General features: G+C 37.4%; 12 protein-coding genes. 2 read left to right on the forward strand and 10 right to left on the reverse strand.

The window, feature by feature from the left end; translation table 11 throughout:
- Window positions 1–204: 204 nt before the first annotated feature.
- The 3 genes from DWB61_RS13200 to DWB61_RS13210 form a co-directional block, all read right to left on the reverse strand.
- Window positions 205–1,128 (reverse strand): peptidase associated/transthyretin-like domain-containing protein, encoded by a 924-nt coding sequence (locus tag DWB61_RS13200; RefSeq protein WP_125031384.1) that lies wholly within the window; start codon window positions 1,126–1,128, stop codon window positions 205–207.
- 1,199 nt (window positions 1,129–2,327) lie between these two features.
- On the reverse strand, window positions 2,328–3,428 hold the full coding sequence (locus tag DWB61_RS13205; protein WP_125031385.1) for a methyltransferase: 1,101 nt from the start codon (window positions 3,426–3,428) through the stop codon (window positions 2,328–2,330).
- A 549-nt stretch (window positions 3,429–3,977) separates the two neighbouring features.
- Window positions 3,978–4,442 (reverse strand): OsmC family protein, encoded by a 465-nt coding sequence (locus DWB61_RS13210; RefSeq protein ID WP_125031386.1) that lies wholly within the window; start codon window positions 4,440–4,442, stop codon window positions 3,978–3,980.
- A 152-nt stretch (window positions 4,443–4,594) separates the two neighbouring features.
- Between DWB61_RS13210 and DWB61_RS13215 the strand changes: the two genes are divergently transcribed.
- Window positions 4,595–5,293, forward strand: a complete 699-nt coding sequence (locus DWB61_RS13215; RefSeq protein ID WP_125031387.1) for a Crp/Fnr family transcriptional regulator — start codon at window positions 4,595–4,597, stop codon at window positions 5,291–5,293.
- A 115-nt stretch (window positions 5,294–5,408) separates the two neighbouring features.
- On the opposite strand, the gene DWB61_RS13220 is transcribed toward DWB61_RS13215, so the two are convergent.
- The 7 genes from DWB61_RS13220 to hrpB all read right to left on the reverse strand — a co-directional run bounded on the left by DWB61_RS13220 (window position 5,409) and on the right by hrpB (window position 16,967).
- Entirely contained in the window at window positions 5,409–5,579 is a 171-nt protein-coding gene (locus DWB61_RS13220) for an NAD(P)/FAD-dependent oxidoreductase (protein WP_125031388.1), read from the reverse strand.
- 910 nt (window positions 5,580–6,489) lie between these two features.
- On the reverse strand, window positions 6,490–7,701 hold the full coding sequence (locus DWB61_RS13225; protein WP_125031389.1) for a BaiN/RdsA family NAD(P)/FAD-dependent oxidoreductase: 1,212 nt from the start codon (window positions 7,699–7,701) through the stop codon (window positions 6,490–6,492).
- A 174-nt stretch (window positions 7,702–7,875) separates the two neighbouring features.
- Window positions 7,876–9,222, reverse strand: coding sequence for a MutS-related protein (locus DWB61_RS13230; protein ID WP_125031390.1), 1,347 nt, complete (start codon window positions 9,220–9,222; stop codon window positions 7,876–7,878).
- Window positions 9,223–9,340: 118 nt separating this feature from the next.
- Window positions 9,341–10,099, reverse strand: coding sequence for a subclass B1 metallo-beta-lactamase (gene bla, locus DWB61_RS13235; RefSeq protein WP_125031391.1), 759 nt, complete (start codon window positions 10,097–10,099; stop codon window positions 9,341–9,343).
- A 103-nt stretch (window positions 10,100–10,202) separates the two neighbouring features.
- A complete protein-coding gene (locus DWB61_RS13240; RefSeq protein ID WP_125031392.1) occupies window positions 10,203–12,446 on the reverse strand; it encodes a peptidase U32 family protein in 2,244 nt (747 codons plus the stop codon).
- Window positions 12,447–12,717: 271 nt separating this feature from the next.
- On the reverse strand, window positions 12,718–13,983 hold the full coding sequence (locus tag DWB61_RS13245; RefSeq protein WP_125031393.1) for a PAS domain-containing sensor histidine kinase: 1,266 nt from the start codon (window positions 13,981–13,983) through the stop codon (window positions 12,718–12,720).
- 500 nt (window positions 13,984–14,483) lie between these two features.
- Entirely contained in the window at window positions 14,484–16,967 is a 2,484-nt protein-coding gene (gene hrpB / locus DWB61_RS13250) for an ATP-dependent helicase HrpB (protein WP_125031394.1), read from the reverse strand.
- Between the two features lie 275 nt (window positions 16,968–17,242).
- Here hrpB and DWB61_RS13255 point away from each other — a divergent pair, with 275 nt between their 5' ends.
- The gene (locus DWB61_RS13255) at window positions 17,243–18,259 is read left to right on the forward strand and encodes a transglutaminase domain-containing protein (protein WP_158614422.1); all 1,017 of its coding nucleotides are present in this window, start codon (window positions 17,243–17,245) and stop codon (window positions 18,257–18,259) included.
- The last annotated feature ends 45 nt before the right edge of the window (window positions 18,260–18,304 follow it).

Here is an 18,304-nt window from a genome sequence, read left to right on the forward strand (position 1 = left end):
CTTAACTCAACAGCATTTAATTTAAACTCTCTACTAAATTTTCGTCTCTCTTTTTCCATTTTCTAAGATATAAATTATTAAGATAATTATACCTTAACTCACTGTCCAAGTAAATGTAGCAACTCCAAACCACAGCTTAGTTTATCTCTTTCTAATTATAGTTCTACCACAGAATTTTTGTCATAGAAAGAGACAAGTTATTCTTTAAATATGTTTGGGTTCCAATAAGGGTATGGCCTGCATATTTATATAGAGCTTACATGGCCTCGATTCGTAGCGTCGAACTGGCACATAAAGTGTTTTGTAGCCAATCGATTCAATTCGAAGTCTGTGATCGCCTGTAGGGAATGATTTAAATCTGAAGGTTCCTGTTGGGCTGATGGCTGCACTTAAGCCTAATTCTTCAGCGAACACTTTTCCCTCACCAATCACTTGTCCGTTGGCCTCATCGCTAAGGTATCCCAATAGTTCGTAGGGATGTTGGATGCCCTTGGCTGTGTGTCGTGCTGCAAAGTAATGGTTTACGAAATCGGGATGTGACTGACGATATCTTTCAATACTTCGATCGAGCACAGTCCTTAAAAAATGATTGGTTTCTTTCTTAAGATTATAAAAGGCTGTTTTAGCCTTATTCTTATCCTCCATCAAAAGTAAGCGATCGGTACGATTTTTAAGGAAGGCCGTTAAGTCGATTTGCAAGCTGGTAATACTCTCCTGAGTAATACCATAGTCAGTGAGTTGAGCCAGATTTTCCTGAGCGATCTTAATATTTTCCTCTGTGTAGAGTATCAAATTCACCTCGCTCAAATTTACCAGTACCGATTTCGAAATATCAACTTGTTCCAGAATTAAGGTATCTGATTTACTATTGGCAAAACAAACCAAGTTGTTTGAAAAAGGAAACAAACGGGCAATCAGCGTGTTTTTAAGCTCATGCTTATTCACAATGAGCCACTCGGCTGGTGCATCCATCTTTTCGGAAAGGGCAAAGAGGCCGGTTTTGTATCCTGTAAACCTCGTCACCTCTTCTTTGGTGGGTGCATCCGATTCGTAAACACTACTGTTCAAAACAAGAACCTGGTCTACCTCCTGATAAGAATCTAATTTTAATTTATCTTTTTTAATCATCTTTTTGAATTTATGCAGTACGAATAAATCAAAGGATGTATCACGATTTGGTTCACACTGCTTGATTAATAATAAATACATCTGCTTATGCCAGAGCATAATCATTTTAAGTCAGCTGTCTGAAATCAGCTAATGCTTGTGTTAACACCTGTTTTCGTTTAGTTTTCTCTATACATTTTTGGTTTAACGTTTTATTTTCACTTCCATTCAAAATCAAATTGGCTGCTCTAAAATTTAGATTTGTTGCTTTAAAATTTAAATCAGTCACTTTAAAATATTAGTCAGTCGCTTTAAAATTGAAATCACCTGCACTAAAATTTTAATCTGTTGTCTTAAAATTGAAATCACTTGCTCTAAAATCTTAATCAGCTGTCTTAAAATTTGAATCACTTGCTTCCAAAATTGCGTCAACTCCTCTCAAAAGCAAATCATTGGGTTCAAAATATTAATCAGCTGGCTTCTAAAAAAGAATAGAAAGCATCCTGAATAAATCATTTTAAGTAATATGAATGGAATTTTAAAGGAAATTGCTGTCAACGAACTTAATCGTGTAGAGAGATTCAGCAAATAGGAAATACTTTGACTTAGAAGTCTCAAAAGTATTCAGAGCGTAAATACAGATTCACTTTTAGTCTTATGATCTGTAAGCGAAGATATCCTTGTGGTTAAACTATAAGACTAAGATAGAGAATAATTTCAGTAATCACCAAATAAAAATTCATTAATCTTGAAATAAGCGCTATTCATCAGGAAAAAAAAGTCATTCAAAATCAAACAAAATGTCTGATATTACAAGCTATTCAGAATAAAGGCAGCAAAAGATATTTTTTTTTGTAAAACATCTTATTTTTTTGACACCCTTAATCAATACAGATAAAAAACACTAATCAACAAGTGCTTAATGATCTATTCGAAAACGAATAATCGGTATTGTTTAACAAGAGATTTAAAGGTGAATCACAATGTATGATGCTTCTCAAGCAATAATACCTAAAGGAAGAATCGGGATGCCACCCCTCCTTATCCTTCGACTACATCTCGACACCGCTCGATGCGACGGCTCAGGAACCGGGAGAGTAAACTTTTAGCAGACTTAAAAAGGGGGCTTGATAATTAGTCATACCCTGACATAGACGGTTTGTTTATGGTCAGAGCATGACAGTACATTTTGAACTTGCAACAAAAATAGGGTAATGGAACTAAATCATTTTCAGTACCCACAATTCCACCTTCTCTTCACCACGCCATTTCTGATTTCTTTGTGTTTTAGTAGAGGCTGCCTTCACCGATTTGTAAATAAACAATTCCTCCTTAAAGCGACCGCCTTCAGCCAGTTCTTTTTTGATAGGATGTTCTTCGGCTACGCCAGTAATTTCGCCCAAATTTGAGAACAATAAAGCCACACGACCTCCAGGTTTCAAGTGCTTAATTGCTTCGGCAAAAAAACGTGGGAACAAATCCTCATCATAATAAATAGCCATATCGATGCCCTCCAAATTGTGTGAAGCTGGCAACCAGGGTGGATTGAAAACAATCAGTTCCGTTTTTTCAGAACAATCTGCAAACAAATCCCCATGCATTAACTCAAGCTTTGCATCAATTCTGGATCTTTTAAGTTCTTCGTGAATCCCTACAATAGCATTAGGATTCGAATCCGTTCCAACTAATTTCGCAAAACCATGTTTTAGCATTTGCAGACTAAGAACACCGCTTCCAATTCCAACATCAATGGCTGATTTCTTTTCACCATCGTAGCGTTTCAACCAATTGTCGAAAAGAATCAAATGTTCGAATCGTGTTGGGAAATAGGTACCAAAAAAAGGACGAATTTTGCGGCCTAAAACAGGAATAAAGATTCCTTTTTCGTGCCATTGCCAGGAACTGTTCAAGCCCTGCACTTGTGGGAAGGGCAATAAAAACTCAGGCATGTCAGGATACAGGCTTTTGAGCCAGCCAATTTCCGGCGATTTTCTAACCGTCAGTTTGTTGTTGCTAACCAACAATACCAGTCGATGTGAGAGTTCGCGAAATTTGGAACGATAATCACGTTGTCCCTGGAAAGATTGATCAGAATATTCCTTTTTGAGGTGGTCTTTCAATGCATTTAAAACCGTCAGTCCACTGCTAAAGTAATCGACTATTAAAACATATTCTCCCTCAATTAAAGCATCCACAGCATCCATAGGATCCATTCGACGTTTGTAGGCCAAAACATCCACATCCATTATGGGTTCTGGTCGATCTATTGCTATGGATTTATTCGATACTGAAAATTCAATCGTTAATGCTTTCTCTGACATTTGTTTCGGTGTTTTGATGCTTAGCTAGGCTGACTGGTGTGCTTGTGTTATTGGACTGATTCTGGTTCTTTTGTGCTATTCTGGTACAAAACTAGTCTAAATATTTTAAATTATTCCCTCTATCCGCCTAAGGCGGATCTTACTTTTTTATTCATTCATAATTTAAAGGGGCATTCTTAAACTCGGTTCTTAGATAAAACACGTATTGATGTCCTTGCCGGACAGGCTTGTACTTTTTTCTTGAAAGAAAAGTACCAAAAATTCATCCCGAGCCTTCGGGAGCGGCATTCGCTGACCCATTACGACTTAAAGGCTAAACGAAATGAACTCGCTACGCTCAAACAGCATTTCGTTTTTAACGCCTTCTTCATCTATGGGGGCCCAGCTGCCATTGCCGATGTCCTCATGAGAAATATAATACTAAAGCTATTGAAGAATGATTTGTGTCAACTTATTTTAGGACGAGACAACGATATGAATACAAAAGTAAAAGCTGCCACCCATGGAGTGACAGCTTTGCATCTTAATTCGAAGCTTATTTGAAGTTGACTAAGCCATAGCTTCTTCAACAAGCTTTTTCTTTTTAAGCTTCAAGTTCACAGGCGTTATATTTCTCAAGTTATCAGAAACAGGACATCTGTCTTCGATTGCCTCCATCCACTTAGCCAAAACCTCAGGAGAAGCATCACAATCAGGCTCAATGGAAACCTCAATACCCTTATACCCTGCTCTATCATCAAATGAAGTTCCGAATAGGCGGTTTGGATTTAGCTCTCCAGCCATTTTAATTTTAACCGAACGCAATTCGATGTTCATCTCTTTGGCAATAACGTGAGCCATCACATTGATACATCCGCAAAATGCTGCAAGGATATATTCAACTGGGTTTGCTCCCTCATCTGTTCCACCCAAATCAGCTGGCTCATCAATAATAATCTCGAAACCTCTTGCTTTTACAATCGTCTTAGTTGGGTTTTCGCTATATGCTTTTACTCTGAATTTTAAATCTGACATTTTATATTGCTTTAGTTGTTTGAATAAATAACCAGACAAAAATGTGATATCTAAATCAACCATAAAAGGATTAAAAGAAGCATAGATTCATTACATTTGATGCAATTTGACACCTAATATTGAGGCTATTTTAAATAAAATCAATCCCAATAATGAATTTAGAATATCAAACTGACGGATATTGTTCCGATCGTCAATCGATTAGCGCTAAAGACTGTTTTGATTCTCTTACGCCAAACCAAAAAGACTTGGTGGAAAAATCCACCACACTACTTCAATTTACGAAGGGAGAAACCATCATCAAACAAGGTTTTGTGGCATCGCATATCCTATATATAGAAAAAGGTTTAGCCAAACTTGATGTTACAAACGATTCAAAACTTTCTACATTGAAATTATTGAGTAATGATTCGTTCGTAGGTATTATGTGCAGTTTTGCATGCAAAAGCCTCGACTTTTCCGCTGTTGCATTGGAAGCTACCACCATACGAATGATCAATATGGATCTCTTTTTAAGCCTGATTAAGGAAAATGGTGAATTTGCGCTTAAACTCATGCGTCATATGTCATCGCTCACCAATGAGATTATGCACCGAACAAGTCGTATAGCTAGTAAAAATGTTGAAGGCTCTTTAGCTATGATTCTAAACGAATTTAAAGAGATTTACAAAAGCACTAGTTTTACTTTACCTGTAACACGTGTGGGACTAGCTTCATTGGCAGGCTGTTCGAAAGAAAGCACCATACACACTCTAGCTAAATTTCATAAGGATGGTATTATTCAAATGAAGGATAAACAAATTACAATCATAAAACCCGAAAGTCTTGAGCTGATCATTAAGAATGGCTAACACATAATTCAAAATTATAAGTTATAAATTTTGAATTATGATTTTGGATTTGAATGTCTAGTATTAAAAGTCATAATTCAGAACTCATAATTCTTAATTCAAAAAATTACATCCTCTACTTCAACTGCCCTGCGAGGAATCCTGTAGACCAGGCAGCCTGTAAATTATAGCCTCCGGTAATAGCATCGATATCGAGTACTTCACCAGCAAAATAGAGGTTCTTACACTTTTTGGATTGCATGCTCGCCATTACAATCATGAAACCAGAAAGCCTTGAGCTGATCATTAAGAATGGCTAATTTCTCCTTTTCCAGAGCTTTTAAGTAAATGTTACCTTGGCGTATGTGACAAGCTTTTTTTATTAACCACAAAGAACGCAACAAACACAAAGTTGATTTACATTATATTTATTCATAAGGGTGTGATATACTAAATTGAGTTTGGACTGAGCCATATGCTCTTTTTAATGAATGCGCAATGGGCTCATAGCTGAATTATAACATTTTTTCCTTTGCGTTCTTAGTGCGCTTAGTTACCTTGGCGTATGTGACAAGCTTTTTTATTAACCACAAAGAACGCAACAAACACAAAGTTGATTTACATTATATTTATTCATAAGGGTGTGATATACTAAATTGAGTTTGGACTGAGCCATATGCTCTTATTAATGAATGCGCAATGGGCTCATAGCTGAATTATAACATTTTTTCCTTTGCGTTCTTAGTGCGCTTAGTTACCTTGGCGTATGTGACAAGCTTTTTTATTAACCACAAAGAACGCAACAAACACAAAGTTGATTTACATTATATTTATTCATAAGGGTGTGATATACTAAATTGAGTTTGGACTGAGCCATATGCTCTTATTAATGAATGCGCAATGGGCTCATAGCTGAATTATAACATTTTTTCCTTTGCGTTCTTAGTGCGCTTAGTTACCTTGGCGTATGTGACAAGCTTTTTTATTAACCACAAAGAACGCAACAAACACAAAGTTGATTTACGTTATATTTATTCATAAGGGTGTGATATACTAAATTGAGTTTGGCCTGAGCCATATGCTCTTATTAATGAATGCACAATGGGCTCATAGCTGAATTATAACATTTTTTCCTTTGCGTTCTTAGTGCGCTTAGTGGTTTAATATTTTTTTGTTTTCTAACAAAAACACATCGACAATGATCAGATTTGCTTCGCTTATTTCAATTGCCCCGCCAAAAATCCAGTTGACCAGGCAGCCTGCAAATTATAGCCTCCAGTTATAGCATCAATATCGAGTACTTCGCCAGCAAAATAAAGGTTCTTACACTTTTTGGATTGCATGCTTGCCATATCCACACTTTTCAGACTCACACCGCCACAGGTTACGAATTCATCTCTAAAGGTCGTCTTGCCTTTTACGGCATATTCATCATTTGTGAGCAAATTCAACAATTTATTGATGCCTTTTTTTCCCAATTCGCTCCATCGCTTTTGAGGCGATAAATCGGCTTTCTCTAAAAGAAACTGCCAAAGTCTATCAGGTAAAGAATAGGGGCGATAATTGGCCAGGATTTTATTCCCATGCTCTTTCTCAATGGCCTTTAATTCTTCTATGACCAAATCGTAATTCGTTTCATTTACCCAATTGACCAGCACTTTAAACTCATATGCCTTCTCACTTAAAATTCTGGCTCCAAAGGCTGATAGTTTTAGAATAGCGGGACCACTCATACCCCAATGGGTAATCAATAAAGGCCCTTCTGATTTTAATTTCGTACCCGGAAGCGATACCAAAGCCTCCTCAACCACAATACCCATGAGTTTGGTCACCGATTCATCTGGCATGTTAAAGGTGAATAATGAAGGGACTGGATTTTCAATTTTATGGCCTAATACTTCCAGCCATTCCAGTCCATTTCTTTTTGGAGAACCACCAGTTGTAACAATTAGCTTATCAAAGGTCCCCGATAGCACATTGTCCGTATCAAAATCCAATTCGAATTGCTCACCAACTGGCTTAATCGATTTTACAGCTAAGCCCTTTTGAATCTCTACACCCAGGCGTTTGCACTCCTTTAGGAAACAGTCGATAATACTCTGTGAATCCTGAGAAACAGGAAAGATACAATTGTCATCCTGAGTGACCAGTGGTACCCCTCTGGACTCAAACCACTCAACACAATCCTTATTATTAAAGAGATAAAAAGCTTTCTTTAAACTTCGCCCTCCCCTGGGATAAGCCTGATATAAATCTTGCGGATCGCAAGCATTAGTCAGGTTGCATCTGCCACCTCCCGAAACTTTCACCTTGGATAAAACGTGTTTCGATTTTTCGATGATCACAACTTTAGCCTCTGGGTCGTTTTCCTTGGCGGCTATGGCTGAAAAGAAACCTGCTGCTCCCCCTCCTATTATTCCGATTCGCATGTCTCTTATATATTTATTCAGATGCCAATTCTTATACTCTAAAACTGGCGCTAGTTGTTTTTTTTAAATGCTCCCCAATTCGTATTGACAGGAACTTGCAGACAAAATTACGCAGAAAATTCGGATCACTATATCTAAGCCCACAAATAGGCATAAATCTTCATGGGAGTAGACTTATACCTCAACAGCTGACTCCGCCACGATTTCATCTATCACTTCCATAATCCCCTCGTTCTCAACAATGGTTAAACCAAGCCGTTCCGAAGAAATGCCTTCTTCAAGTTTATAGTTGTATTGTGGTTTCCCCTCTTTCAGACGTGATCTGAAACACTTAAAACAAGTCCCTGCCAACTTTTCCAATTCATGACCAACTTCTACAATATGGGTCGATATAAAAAACAAGGAAGTCTTAATCTTAACGAATCCACTGGTTACCAACAGAGTGGCATCATAGGCATCCTTCACATTAGTCCCCCTAAACAATTCATCAAAAATAACAAAGACCTTCTTTTGATCCCTTATCCTTAAAGCGATTTCCTTCACCCTTTTCACCTCGCTGTAATAGTGACTATGCCCCTTTTCAATATCATCAGATATATTAATGGTTGAATACAGACCTCTAAAAACAGAACTGGTCATGGATTTTGCCGGAACAGGGAAACCAGCATGAGCCAGATACAAACACAAACCTATCGATTTTAAAAAGGTAGACTTCCCCGCCATATTGGCTCCTGAAACAAAACAAAGGTTTTGATGACTATCCACTTCAATATCATTGGAAACAGGAGACTCTAAAAATGGATGATAAAAATCTTCAAGCTTTAAATAGGGTGTATCCGATTCACTATATTCCGGGAATGCCAAATTCTTATCACTAGCCGTTTCTGCAAGCGACATATAGGCATCAAACTGATAAGTGAGCCTCAAGAGCTTGAGCATCTGTCCTTTCTCTTTGCGCCTTATCAAATGATCAAGACGACTCAATTCGCGGGTTGAAAACCCATCAGATTGAGACCTGACAATCCTTTTAATACCAGGTAAGGTTTCAAAGTACCGAACGCACTGAATCAAATTTGCAAAAAATGCAGGAACATCATCAGATTTAAAACTATTAACCAGAACCGAAAGGCCTTGAATATAGGTTTTCAGATATGCAAGCCCCCTCGTAATGATATAATACTCGTTGGTGGGTTTAATTTTGTTCTTAAGCCAAGTAAGAGAAGAATCAATTAAATTGCTCCGAAGAATATCAGTATTTTGATTGAGATAATGCTCTATAAAATCCAAAGCATCCTTATCAAATTCATATTTAATTTGATAATTACTAATAAACCGAATCGTTTCAATTCGCTGATTTATTTCATTCAAATCACAGGAAGGATTTTCCATTAAATTCTCCAATTCCAATGAACCGCCTTTAGTCCTTGTCTGATCGAAATAATCAAATACGGAGAGCTCTCCCTTATGTCTTGAAAATAAATTTAAATCCTGCTTGGTTTGTTTATCGGTTCCGAAAATCATCAAATCTTATTTTTGGAAATTAGGCCGTTCTTTGATCTGAATCTATCGCACATCAAGATGCATTCAATATCAACAAAAATTTGGCATTTTTTTTAGCTTGTTCCTTATATCTGGCTTTCTATTTTCCTTTATTCTTTTTCACCAAATCAATCGTATGTGTCAGAAGTCTGGAATCTCCATAGGCGCCATGTCCAGGAATAACAAAGTCAATTTCGAGATATGCTTTCATAAGCTGTTCAACCGTTTTATCCCAGTTTTCTATATCAGCTTCCCCCGTATATCCCAAACTTTTCGATTGAAGACTTTTAATGAGGCAACCTCCAAAAAGAAGCTTCTTTCCAGGAAAATACACCACAATATTATCCTGTGTATGTCCTCCCCCGAAATACTGACAAACAAGCTTTTCTCCTTCAAAATCGAGGTGCAAAATCTTATCGAATGTAATTTTAGGAATAGGTAAATTCTCTGTCTTGCATTTCTCCTGAGTCATCAAACCCGATACGGATTCTATTCCAAGGCTATGTATGTAGTCTAAGCCGCCAATACAATCATTATGAGAATGACCGACAATAAGCTTTTTAATCTCTAGTTGTAAGGAATCTCTTAAAAAACTGACAAGCTGTTTGGTTTGCTTGTTATCTCCCGGTGTATCGATTAATAATGCCTTGCCCTTCTGAATAAAAATCAAACCATTAGAAGCCACACGACCAAAATCAGGGTAATTGAAATATGAGACATGTACATAAAAGGATTCACTCAAAGGAATCAATTTAAGATCCGGGCTAATCTGGATCGCCTTTTCTTGTGCTTTGACCATCTCACTCATAAAAAAGACAAGGAGAAGAACTAATATGTATTTACAAACAGAATACTTCATCTTAAAAAATCACTTTCGTTAAACCTTGATATGATTTTCTAAAGTAGATAAAATGTTTAGTCTTTTAAACTTAAAAATTGTTATAAAATACAAACTGCTACATCTAAATTCCTTTTTTATACTGAATACAGGTTGTTGAATCGATCAGTTTATGAAGAACTTGTGCTGATTCGGATTCCCCTTTTATCAAACTTTCAAAACAATGGATCAATTCTGCCTTATCCACTTTTAGCTTTGTTGCCGTTTCAATATCTCTTAAATCAATTGAGAAATGAGAAAACGTATGAGGCAGATCCTTCACAATATCTGTATTCAGGTAATTGCTGGCATTATAAATCTTGTGATAATTCCCCTTGCTCTTCTCAATAATTAAAGGCTCCTTTTTCATATTGGTGATCGAGGACGTCTGATCACAATTCTGAATACATGTTGCATCAAACTGATTCTTCTCACAGCCCGTCACCTGATGAAACAGACACTGCCTGCTGGTCATCAACACAATAGGATGGTAAATACTGTAATACAATTCAAAATCCTCGGGACATTTAATTTGTTTAAGCTGATTGCAATTGAGCTCATTGGAAATAAAAGCACCGGAACAAGCCAAATTCTCTTTCAAATTTAAAAGACTATAGGAATTTGTCAGGTTCAGTTGTGGTCCTGCCAACCAGGCAATCCCCCTTATAAAGGCTTCATAAGCTATTCCCGTATTATTACTCACAATAAGCTTTGGTTTAATTTGAGTCAAAAACTCAAGTGCAGCCTCAAAGTCTTCTCCAATAATAACGGAAGGAAAGTAAGGAATTAAAGACTTGTTTGCTTTGAATAAAGAAATATAGGAATCAAGAGAGTTGGTCAAACGATTGGGCAACTGAAAATAAAGATCTGCAGAACTCACTTCACCCAAATACAAATCGTCTGCTGATGAAATTAAGATTGATAGTTTAGCTTTCTCTACGCGTGGACTTCCCGTTTTTAGCTTGGGAAGTTTAATCGGTTTAAGCATCTCTTTCGATCCATTCAGCAAAAACAGTGCTTTATTCTTCAGTGAAGTCAGCTCCTTAAAAGGGATGAAGAGGCCTACTCCCAGTCCTTTCAAATCAAGCCGTTCGATAAAGTATTCCGTTTCGTTAAGTGTTTTGAAGCGTTTCAGAATCATCGCCTCATTTAAAGAGTCCCTCTCTTTTTTCACAAGAACCATTTCAGAAGACAATTCAAAAAAAGTATCAGGCGTCTGTATTTCAACTTTCAATGGCTCGTTACAGCTACCCGAAAAGCAGATGCTGAGCGCTGCTCTCTCTGCACGAATACCCTCAATTTTAGTTTCCACAAACCGCATCATTGCCTCCTTTTCTTTATACAGGGCCAAATGTGCCTCTTCCAGCTTTTCAGGACTGGCAAAGCTATTCACCACTGACAAGTGCTCTATAGAATGATCGCGGGGGTTATCGATAAACATGTCCTTATTGATTTCTCCCTTTAAATAAGTATTCGAGAAATCGCGATTAAAAACCTTATACAAGATACTATTGTCAGGTTTTTCCTCTTGCTGTGTATATAAAGACTGAATGTTCTTCTTCCAGCTGTCCACAACCGTATAAACGTAATCAGCTTTCTTAATTCGCCCTTCAATCTTTAGAGAATACACCCCAGCTTCATACAATTCTTTGATATCAAAATAAGCCGAATTGTCTTTCAAATTTAGAGGATAATCTTTTCCTTCCGGGGTTCTCACATATCGATCGCGGCAAGGCTGACTGCATCGGCCCCTGTTACCCGAATTACCAGTCTGAACAGAACTGATATAACAAAGACCTGAAAAAGAAATACAATTGGAACCATGTACAAAAACCTCAGTTAAGATCTGATTTTCATAACCAACATTACTTAGTTCCTTTATCTCATTAATGTTTAATTCTCTGGATAGGTTTACTCGTGATACATCAAGATTCGATAGGAATTTAATCTGACCTTGGTTATGAGTCGTCATTTGAGTCGAAGCATGAACATCGAGACTCTTATAATATTTATTCAAAAGATAAAGCATGCCCAAGTCCTGAACAATCACCCCATCAATACTGGTATTCGCTAACTTATTCAAAAGATTGATAAGGGCTGGAATTTCACTTTCTATTATGATGATATTAAGGGTAATGAAAATCTCACAATCGTGTTGATGTGCCAATCTTAAAATCCCTTGTAAATCGTTGAAACTGATATTAGCAGCACGGTTTCTGGCATTAAACTTATCCAATCCACAATATATCGCGTTTGCCCCGGCAAGTATGGCTGCTTTTATGGCATCAACATCTCCACCTGGCGCAAGTAATTCTATTTTTCTTTCCACAATTCTAATGATAAGCTGTTTAATGTGCTCTGCCAATCTTTCAGCATGCTACGGAAAACAAAAGTACGGCTTTTAATTCGTTTAGAAATACGTGGTTTATCTCTTCAGATAAAATTAATCCCAAACATATCGCGCATCAGAATCAATTCTAAATTTTTCTTAAAACATAGATTACCAAATCTATCAAAATAAACTAATATAAAAAGCCGCAGACAAGGCTGCGGCTCATATTAAAAATTAAATAATGATAATGTTAGTTAGTCATAAAGAATTAAGGTTTTGGATTTTTGAGTGTAAAAATGAAGTTAGAACCTAAACCTTCTGAACTTTCAGCCCAAATCTGACCTTCATGCCTCTCAACAAAATCTTTACATAGAATTAATCCGAGACCAGTACCTTGCTCATTTTGCGTACCAGAGGTCGAGTACTTTTCATCAATTCTAAAAAGCTTATCAATAACCGATTCCGTTATACCAATACCATTATCACTAACAACTACTTTAAGATGATGTGCAAGCTGTTCTGATCGAATGATAATCTGTCCACCTGAATGTGTAAACTTAATGGCATTAGAAATGAGGTTTCTTAGAACTGTTGAAATCATAGAAATATCTGCACATACAGGTAATTCTGTATCAATATCAACACGAATATCAATTTTTTTCCCTTCAGCTATATGAGAAAAAACATTTTTTGATTCGTTAATCAGTTCAAGTAAATCAAATGACTCTGGCTTAAATGTCAAACGTCCTGTTTGCGAACGTGCCCAACTCATTAAATTAGTTAATAAATCGAAAGCTGAATTGGAAGAGTCTAAAACAATCTCCGCGTATTTTTCAATCCCTTCGATATTATTGAGTCTTATTTCATCAAGTAAAAGCTTAGTAAAACCAATTATGGCATTAAAAGGGCTTTTTAGATCGTGAGCTATTATCGAAAAGAACTTATCCTTTTCAGCGTTTACCATTTGGAGTTCTCGGTTTTTAGCTTGAATCTCCTGCTGCTCTTTTTTACGCTTAGTAATATCGAAGAAGGCTCCTGTCCAAATCACATCACCGTTAGGTATTGGTCTAGGTGTTGATTCAAAATGCCCCCAAATAATCTCATTTCGGACAGACAATCGACCTTCCCATACAAAAGGCATTAGATCTCTGTTTGATTCAATATTTTTTTGAATAAAACTTTCCTTATCAGGTTCGAATATTAGGTCATTAATAATAGCAGGGTTTTCCTGAAATTTCTCTAGACCCATATTTAGAAGTTCGCAAAAACGAGTATTAGCGAATTCTACAATATAGGGAGCATCCGAAGAACTTCGCCATTTTGTTTCATCATATTTATTTGAACGAAATACTCGAAGTCTATAAACTCCAGTGGGTTGAGCATTTGCCAGATCAAGATACAATTGACGTTCTTGCTCGAGAGTTTGTTCAATATCTTTATGTCTTTCCACAATTGAATCTACCACAGACTGATTTATATCAGCCTGAGCCAATATATCAAGTTCATCTTCATTAGATTTCGATTGAGACTTCATATTACTTTATTGATAAAAAGATATGAGGATATTACATAATGGAATAACAGCAATATTTTTATAAAATATTCTTGATTAAATATACTATTTAAGTGGACTTAAACAAAAGGACCTCTCTTTCAGAGACGACTTAAAAAAGACAGTAATAGCTTTTAAGCGAAAGATTAAAATTATTATTATTCACAATCAAAAATTTAATCAAATTCTAAAATCAAAACAATTTTGTTATCAATAAAGGAATAGGATAAAATATATCATATATATAATACAAGATTAAATCCAAACATTTACAAACACTTAAATACAAAATTGTTTATTAATCAAAAACAATTACATCATAAAACTAACAGTTCGAAACAGCCGGAAACATCTCAGCTAAACATCTCAGCTATACATCTCTTTTCATTAAGATTAAATTAAATGGAATTCATAAAAACCCATTAAAAAAACAAGCTTATATAGAATTAATTAAAATAATATATCGTGTAATAACTTTAAAATTAGTCTTTTCGTTTAACGCCTCGCACAGCTTCTGCTTTTTTAGGATCTTCTGGCCAATAGTGTTTGGCATAACGAATTCTTAACTCCTTCCGGACTTCGAAATAGGTATTCTCCCAAAAATTAGGCAGATCTGAAGTGATTTGAATGGGGCGTGATGCGGGTGATAAAAGATGCATTAACACCGCTACTAGCCCCTGATTCACGCAGGGGTTTTCGAGCATACCAAAAACTTCCTGAATACGAACGGCCAATACAGGCGCATCAGCATTGGCTTGATATTGCAATTTTAATTTGGAACCACTGGGTACAATAAAATATTTAGGAGCAAGCTGATCTAATTCTGTTTGCTTTTCCCATGGGAGATGGTTTTGTAAAACCGCCTCAAGATCAATCTTCGCCAAATCCTCAGGTTTGCGTATACGTGATAAATAAGGACTTAACCATTCCATATTGCTTTTAAGCAGGTTTTCGGTGCTCACATCTGGCCATTCATTATCAGCTTGCCACTTACGTAAACTCATAACTCGATTTTGCCATTGAGTAAACTCAGGACTAAAATTCAACAGCGTACTTCCCTCCTTCTCAATAGCCTTCGAAATGGCTTCAATAACCAAATTCTCATCAAGACTACGAAGCGGTTTCGATTGTAAAACTAGACGACCAATGCGAAGCTCTTTACTGGCAATCAGTCCTCCCTTGCGTGTATCCCAAACGATATTTTCCCGATCCTTAACCATAGGTGCCAGATCCTGGGGATTGAGTGCCGAAGCCATAAAAATCTTACCTCCTCGCTCCCTGTCATCCACATGTGCGATAGCCAACCAGGGCTCGTATGACAAATCATCCTTATGACTGGCCATAGCTTGCTTACCATTTGCCATCATAAAACGGGCATTGGTTCCCGGACTGGCATGGGCAATCCGCTCCGGATAGGCCTGCACCAGAATCACGCCTGTTTCATAAGGATCAACCGGTCCATTCTCTGCTTTTATATCGAAAAGCTGTCGGTATGAAGCAGCGACTTTCTCAATCTTATTCAGTGTTTTTAAGGTGCGATCTCCTTTGCGGTGACGACGCAAAGCCTCTATTCTCAGGTTAATATCAATCCCCGTTTCGCGTGGTAGCGGATCCCGCTCTTCCAAGAGTGCAGCCAAATCGGTAGCCAGCGGCAAAAGATCTTCGTCCTTAGCTTTTAAAAGCATATGAGCAATACGCGGGTGACAGGGCAATTTTTGAATCTGACGTCCATGCGCAGTAATGCAATCATGCTCCAAAGCTTCCAACTCATGCAAGCTTTCACTAGCCTGCGCCACAGCTGAAACTGGTGGCTGGCTCAACCAAGTGAGTTCCTGAATATCATCTACTCCCCAAGCTGCCATCTCCAAAACCAGGGTACTTAAGTCTGCCTCCAGTATTTCAGGCACACGGTGTTTTTTTAATCGATTATGCGTTGCTAGTGGCCACATGCGGTAACAAACACCAGGACCCAATCGCCCGGCACGTCCTGCCCGCTGATCAGCTGAATCATTTGAAATCTCTATGGTTTCCAAACGGGATAATCCTGTCTTGGGATCGAATCGGGACACCCGACTAAAACCACAATCAACCACCGTTGTAATGCCCTCTATAGTGAGACTGGTTTCAGCAATAGCCGTTGCCAATACGATCTTTCTTCGTCTCTGCTTATCAGGCATAATAGCAGCCTGTTGTTGGTTGCCTGCCAACATTCCAAATAAGGGATAGATCATAAAATCAGAAAGTTGTGCCTTGAGCAAGGCTTCACATTTTCGGATCTCGCCCTCGCCTGGTAAAAAGACCAGCGTATCGCCCGATTGTTCTTTCACCGCCTTTATAACCGTATGTGCTGTGATTTCAGGTAAGAGTCTTAAATCACAAGCTTCAGTATAAATTAATTCAACAGGATACTGTCTTCCCTTGCTCTCAAGCACTTCAGCTTTCAGACAATCGCTTAATTCACTGCTGTTAATCGTTGCAGACATGAGCATAATACGCAAATCAGGACGCAAGATATCCTGAGTTTCCCGACATAAGGCCAAAGCCAAATCCGCATGCAAACTTCGTTCGTGTATCTCATCAAAAATGACCAACCCCACCCCTTCAAGAGCATTATCAGATTGCAACATTCTTGTGAGGATTCCTTCGGTTAACACCTCAATACGAGTTGACTTTGAAACTCGCTTTTCGAAACGGATACGGTAACCAATACTCTGCCCTACTTCTTCGCCCAAAAGAGAAGCCATACGCATCGCGATACTTTTAGCTGCCAAACGTCGTGGTTCCAACATCAAAATCTTCTGACCTTTCAGCCATATTTCTTCCATTAAGGCTAATGGTAATAAGGTACTTTTCCCGGCACCAGGAGGGGCTGAAATAATAAGCGTATTCTTATTCGACAGATGTTCTCTGGTTTCTGATATAATGTCTCTTACGGGTAAATCTATGCTGAAAGGATCGAAAGTCAAGTTGAAGGTTTTATAATATGAGTGACAAATTTAATAAAATTGCTTCAGTCAGAAAATATGCACGAATGGATGTCCAAAATTTAAGCGCAAAGGACACAAAGATTTAAAGAGAATTACAAATGGCTAGAGCAAAATAAACGAGGTGATAGCTCCCTTGTTTTATAAATAAGAGAGAAAAGTCTTTTTATTAGGCACAAGCCTTTGTAATACAAAAGCTTTAGCCTACTTTCGCACGATTATTTAAAAAAGGTATTTAAGACAAAATAGAAAAGATGATGATGAGATGGATGTTGTTTATAGCTGCAATCGCATTAAGCAGTTGCAGTAAAGTGCCAGAAAGAAATTTTGAATTCAATTATAAAGTGAGCCTGCAAGCCAATTCAGGCAAAAACATGAAGGTTTGGCTTCCTGTACCTCAATCAAATGAAGTACAAACGATTAGTGAGCTATCTATTGATACGGATATTCCTTATGAAATTAAAACTGAAGAACAGCATGGTAATACTTACTTTTATGCTAATTTAAAAGAAGGATTAACTCAAACTGCTGATATAAACATTCATTTTAATGTGAAACGAAAGCAAAGAGCAAATGCTAAGTTTAAAGATACAGATCCAAACTTGTACCTAAAAGCAAATAGATTGGTTCCGATTGGAGAACGTTTCGATTCAATCGCAAAAGCAAACCGCTTTTCTCCTGAGAATATGAAACCTGTTTACGATTTCGTTTTGAGCGAGATGTATTATGGCAAACCAAAAGCTCAGAATCCTTCAGATCAATACTATGCCAGCTTACCAACAAGTATCAAAAAAGGCATTACTAAAGATAGTGTTGTGTCTCTTTATCTAAATACAACAAAAATTGCCGGGGAGTTTACTTTTGGGAATGGTAACTCAAACTATGCTTGTGATATATCGGTAGGTAACTGTACTGATTTCCACTCCTACTTTATGTCTTTGGCTCGTAGCTTGAACGTGCCTGCACGTTTTCACATCGGCTTTTCTATCCCTGATGGACAAGAAGGAAAAATTGGTGGCTACCATTGTTGGGCTGATTATCATCAAAACAATGAGTGGCATCCTGTAGATATCTCTGAAGCAGATAAAGCACCTGAAAAAGCCGAATTCTATTTTGGTAAATTAGACGCTAATCGTGTTGAAATGACTCAAGGTCGTGATTTAATTCTGGAGGGATACTCGAAAGGTCCAGTCAACTTCTTTGTCTACCCTATTGTAGAAAGTGATGGTCAAGCCGGAGCTTACACAAAATCATTCTCATATAAAGAAATTTAATACACGAGTTCTGTATACAGGAAAAGGCTGGGAAACCCCAGCCTT

The organism is Ancylomarina euxina (assembly GCF_003863355.1).
GTDB lineage: Bacteria > Bacteroidota > Bacteroidia > Bacteroidales > Marinifilaceae > Ancylomarina > Ancylomarina euxinus.

Coding starts and splice junctions, on each gene's coding strand:
- DWB61_RS13200 (WP_125031384.1), bottom strand. CDS start 1,128: ATGATTAAAAAAGATAAATTAAAATTAGATTCTTATCAGGAGGTAGAC.
- DWB61_RS13205 (WP_125031385.1), bottom strand. CDS start 3,428: ATGTCAGAGAAAGCATTAACGATTGAATTTTCAGTATCGAATAAATCC.
- DWB61_RS13210 (WP_125031386.1), bottom strand. CDS start 4,442: ATGTCAGATTTAAAATTCAGAGTAAAAGCATATAGCGAAAACCCAACT.
- DWB61_RS13215 (WP_125031387.1), top strand. CDS start 4,595: ATGAATTTAGAATATCAAACTGACGGATATTGTTCCGATCGTCAATCG.
- DWB61_RS13220 (WP_125031388.1), bottom strand. CDS start 5,579: ATGATCAGCTCAAGGCTTTCTGGTTTCATGATTGTAATGGCGAGCATG.
- DWB61_RS13225 (WP_125031389.1), bottom strand. CDS start 7,701: ATGCGAATCGGAATAATAGGAGGGGGAGCAGCAGGTTTCTTTTCAGCC.
- DWB61_RS13230 (WP_125031390.1), bottom strand. CDS start 9,222: ATGATTTTCGGAACCGATAAACAAACCAAGCAGGATTTAAATTTATTT.
- bla (WP_125031391.1), bottom strand. CDS start 10,099: ATGAAGTATTCTGTTTGTAAATACATATTAGTTCTTCTCCTTGTCTTT.
- DWB61_RS13245 (WP_125031393.1), bottom strand. CDS start 13,983: ATGAAGTCTCAATCGAAATCTAATGAAGATGAACTTGATATATTGGCT.
- DWB61_RS13255 (WP_158614422.1), top strand. CDS start 17,243: ATGATGAGATGGATGTTGTTTATAGCTGCAATCGCATTAAGCAGTTGC.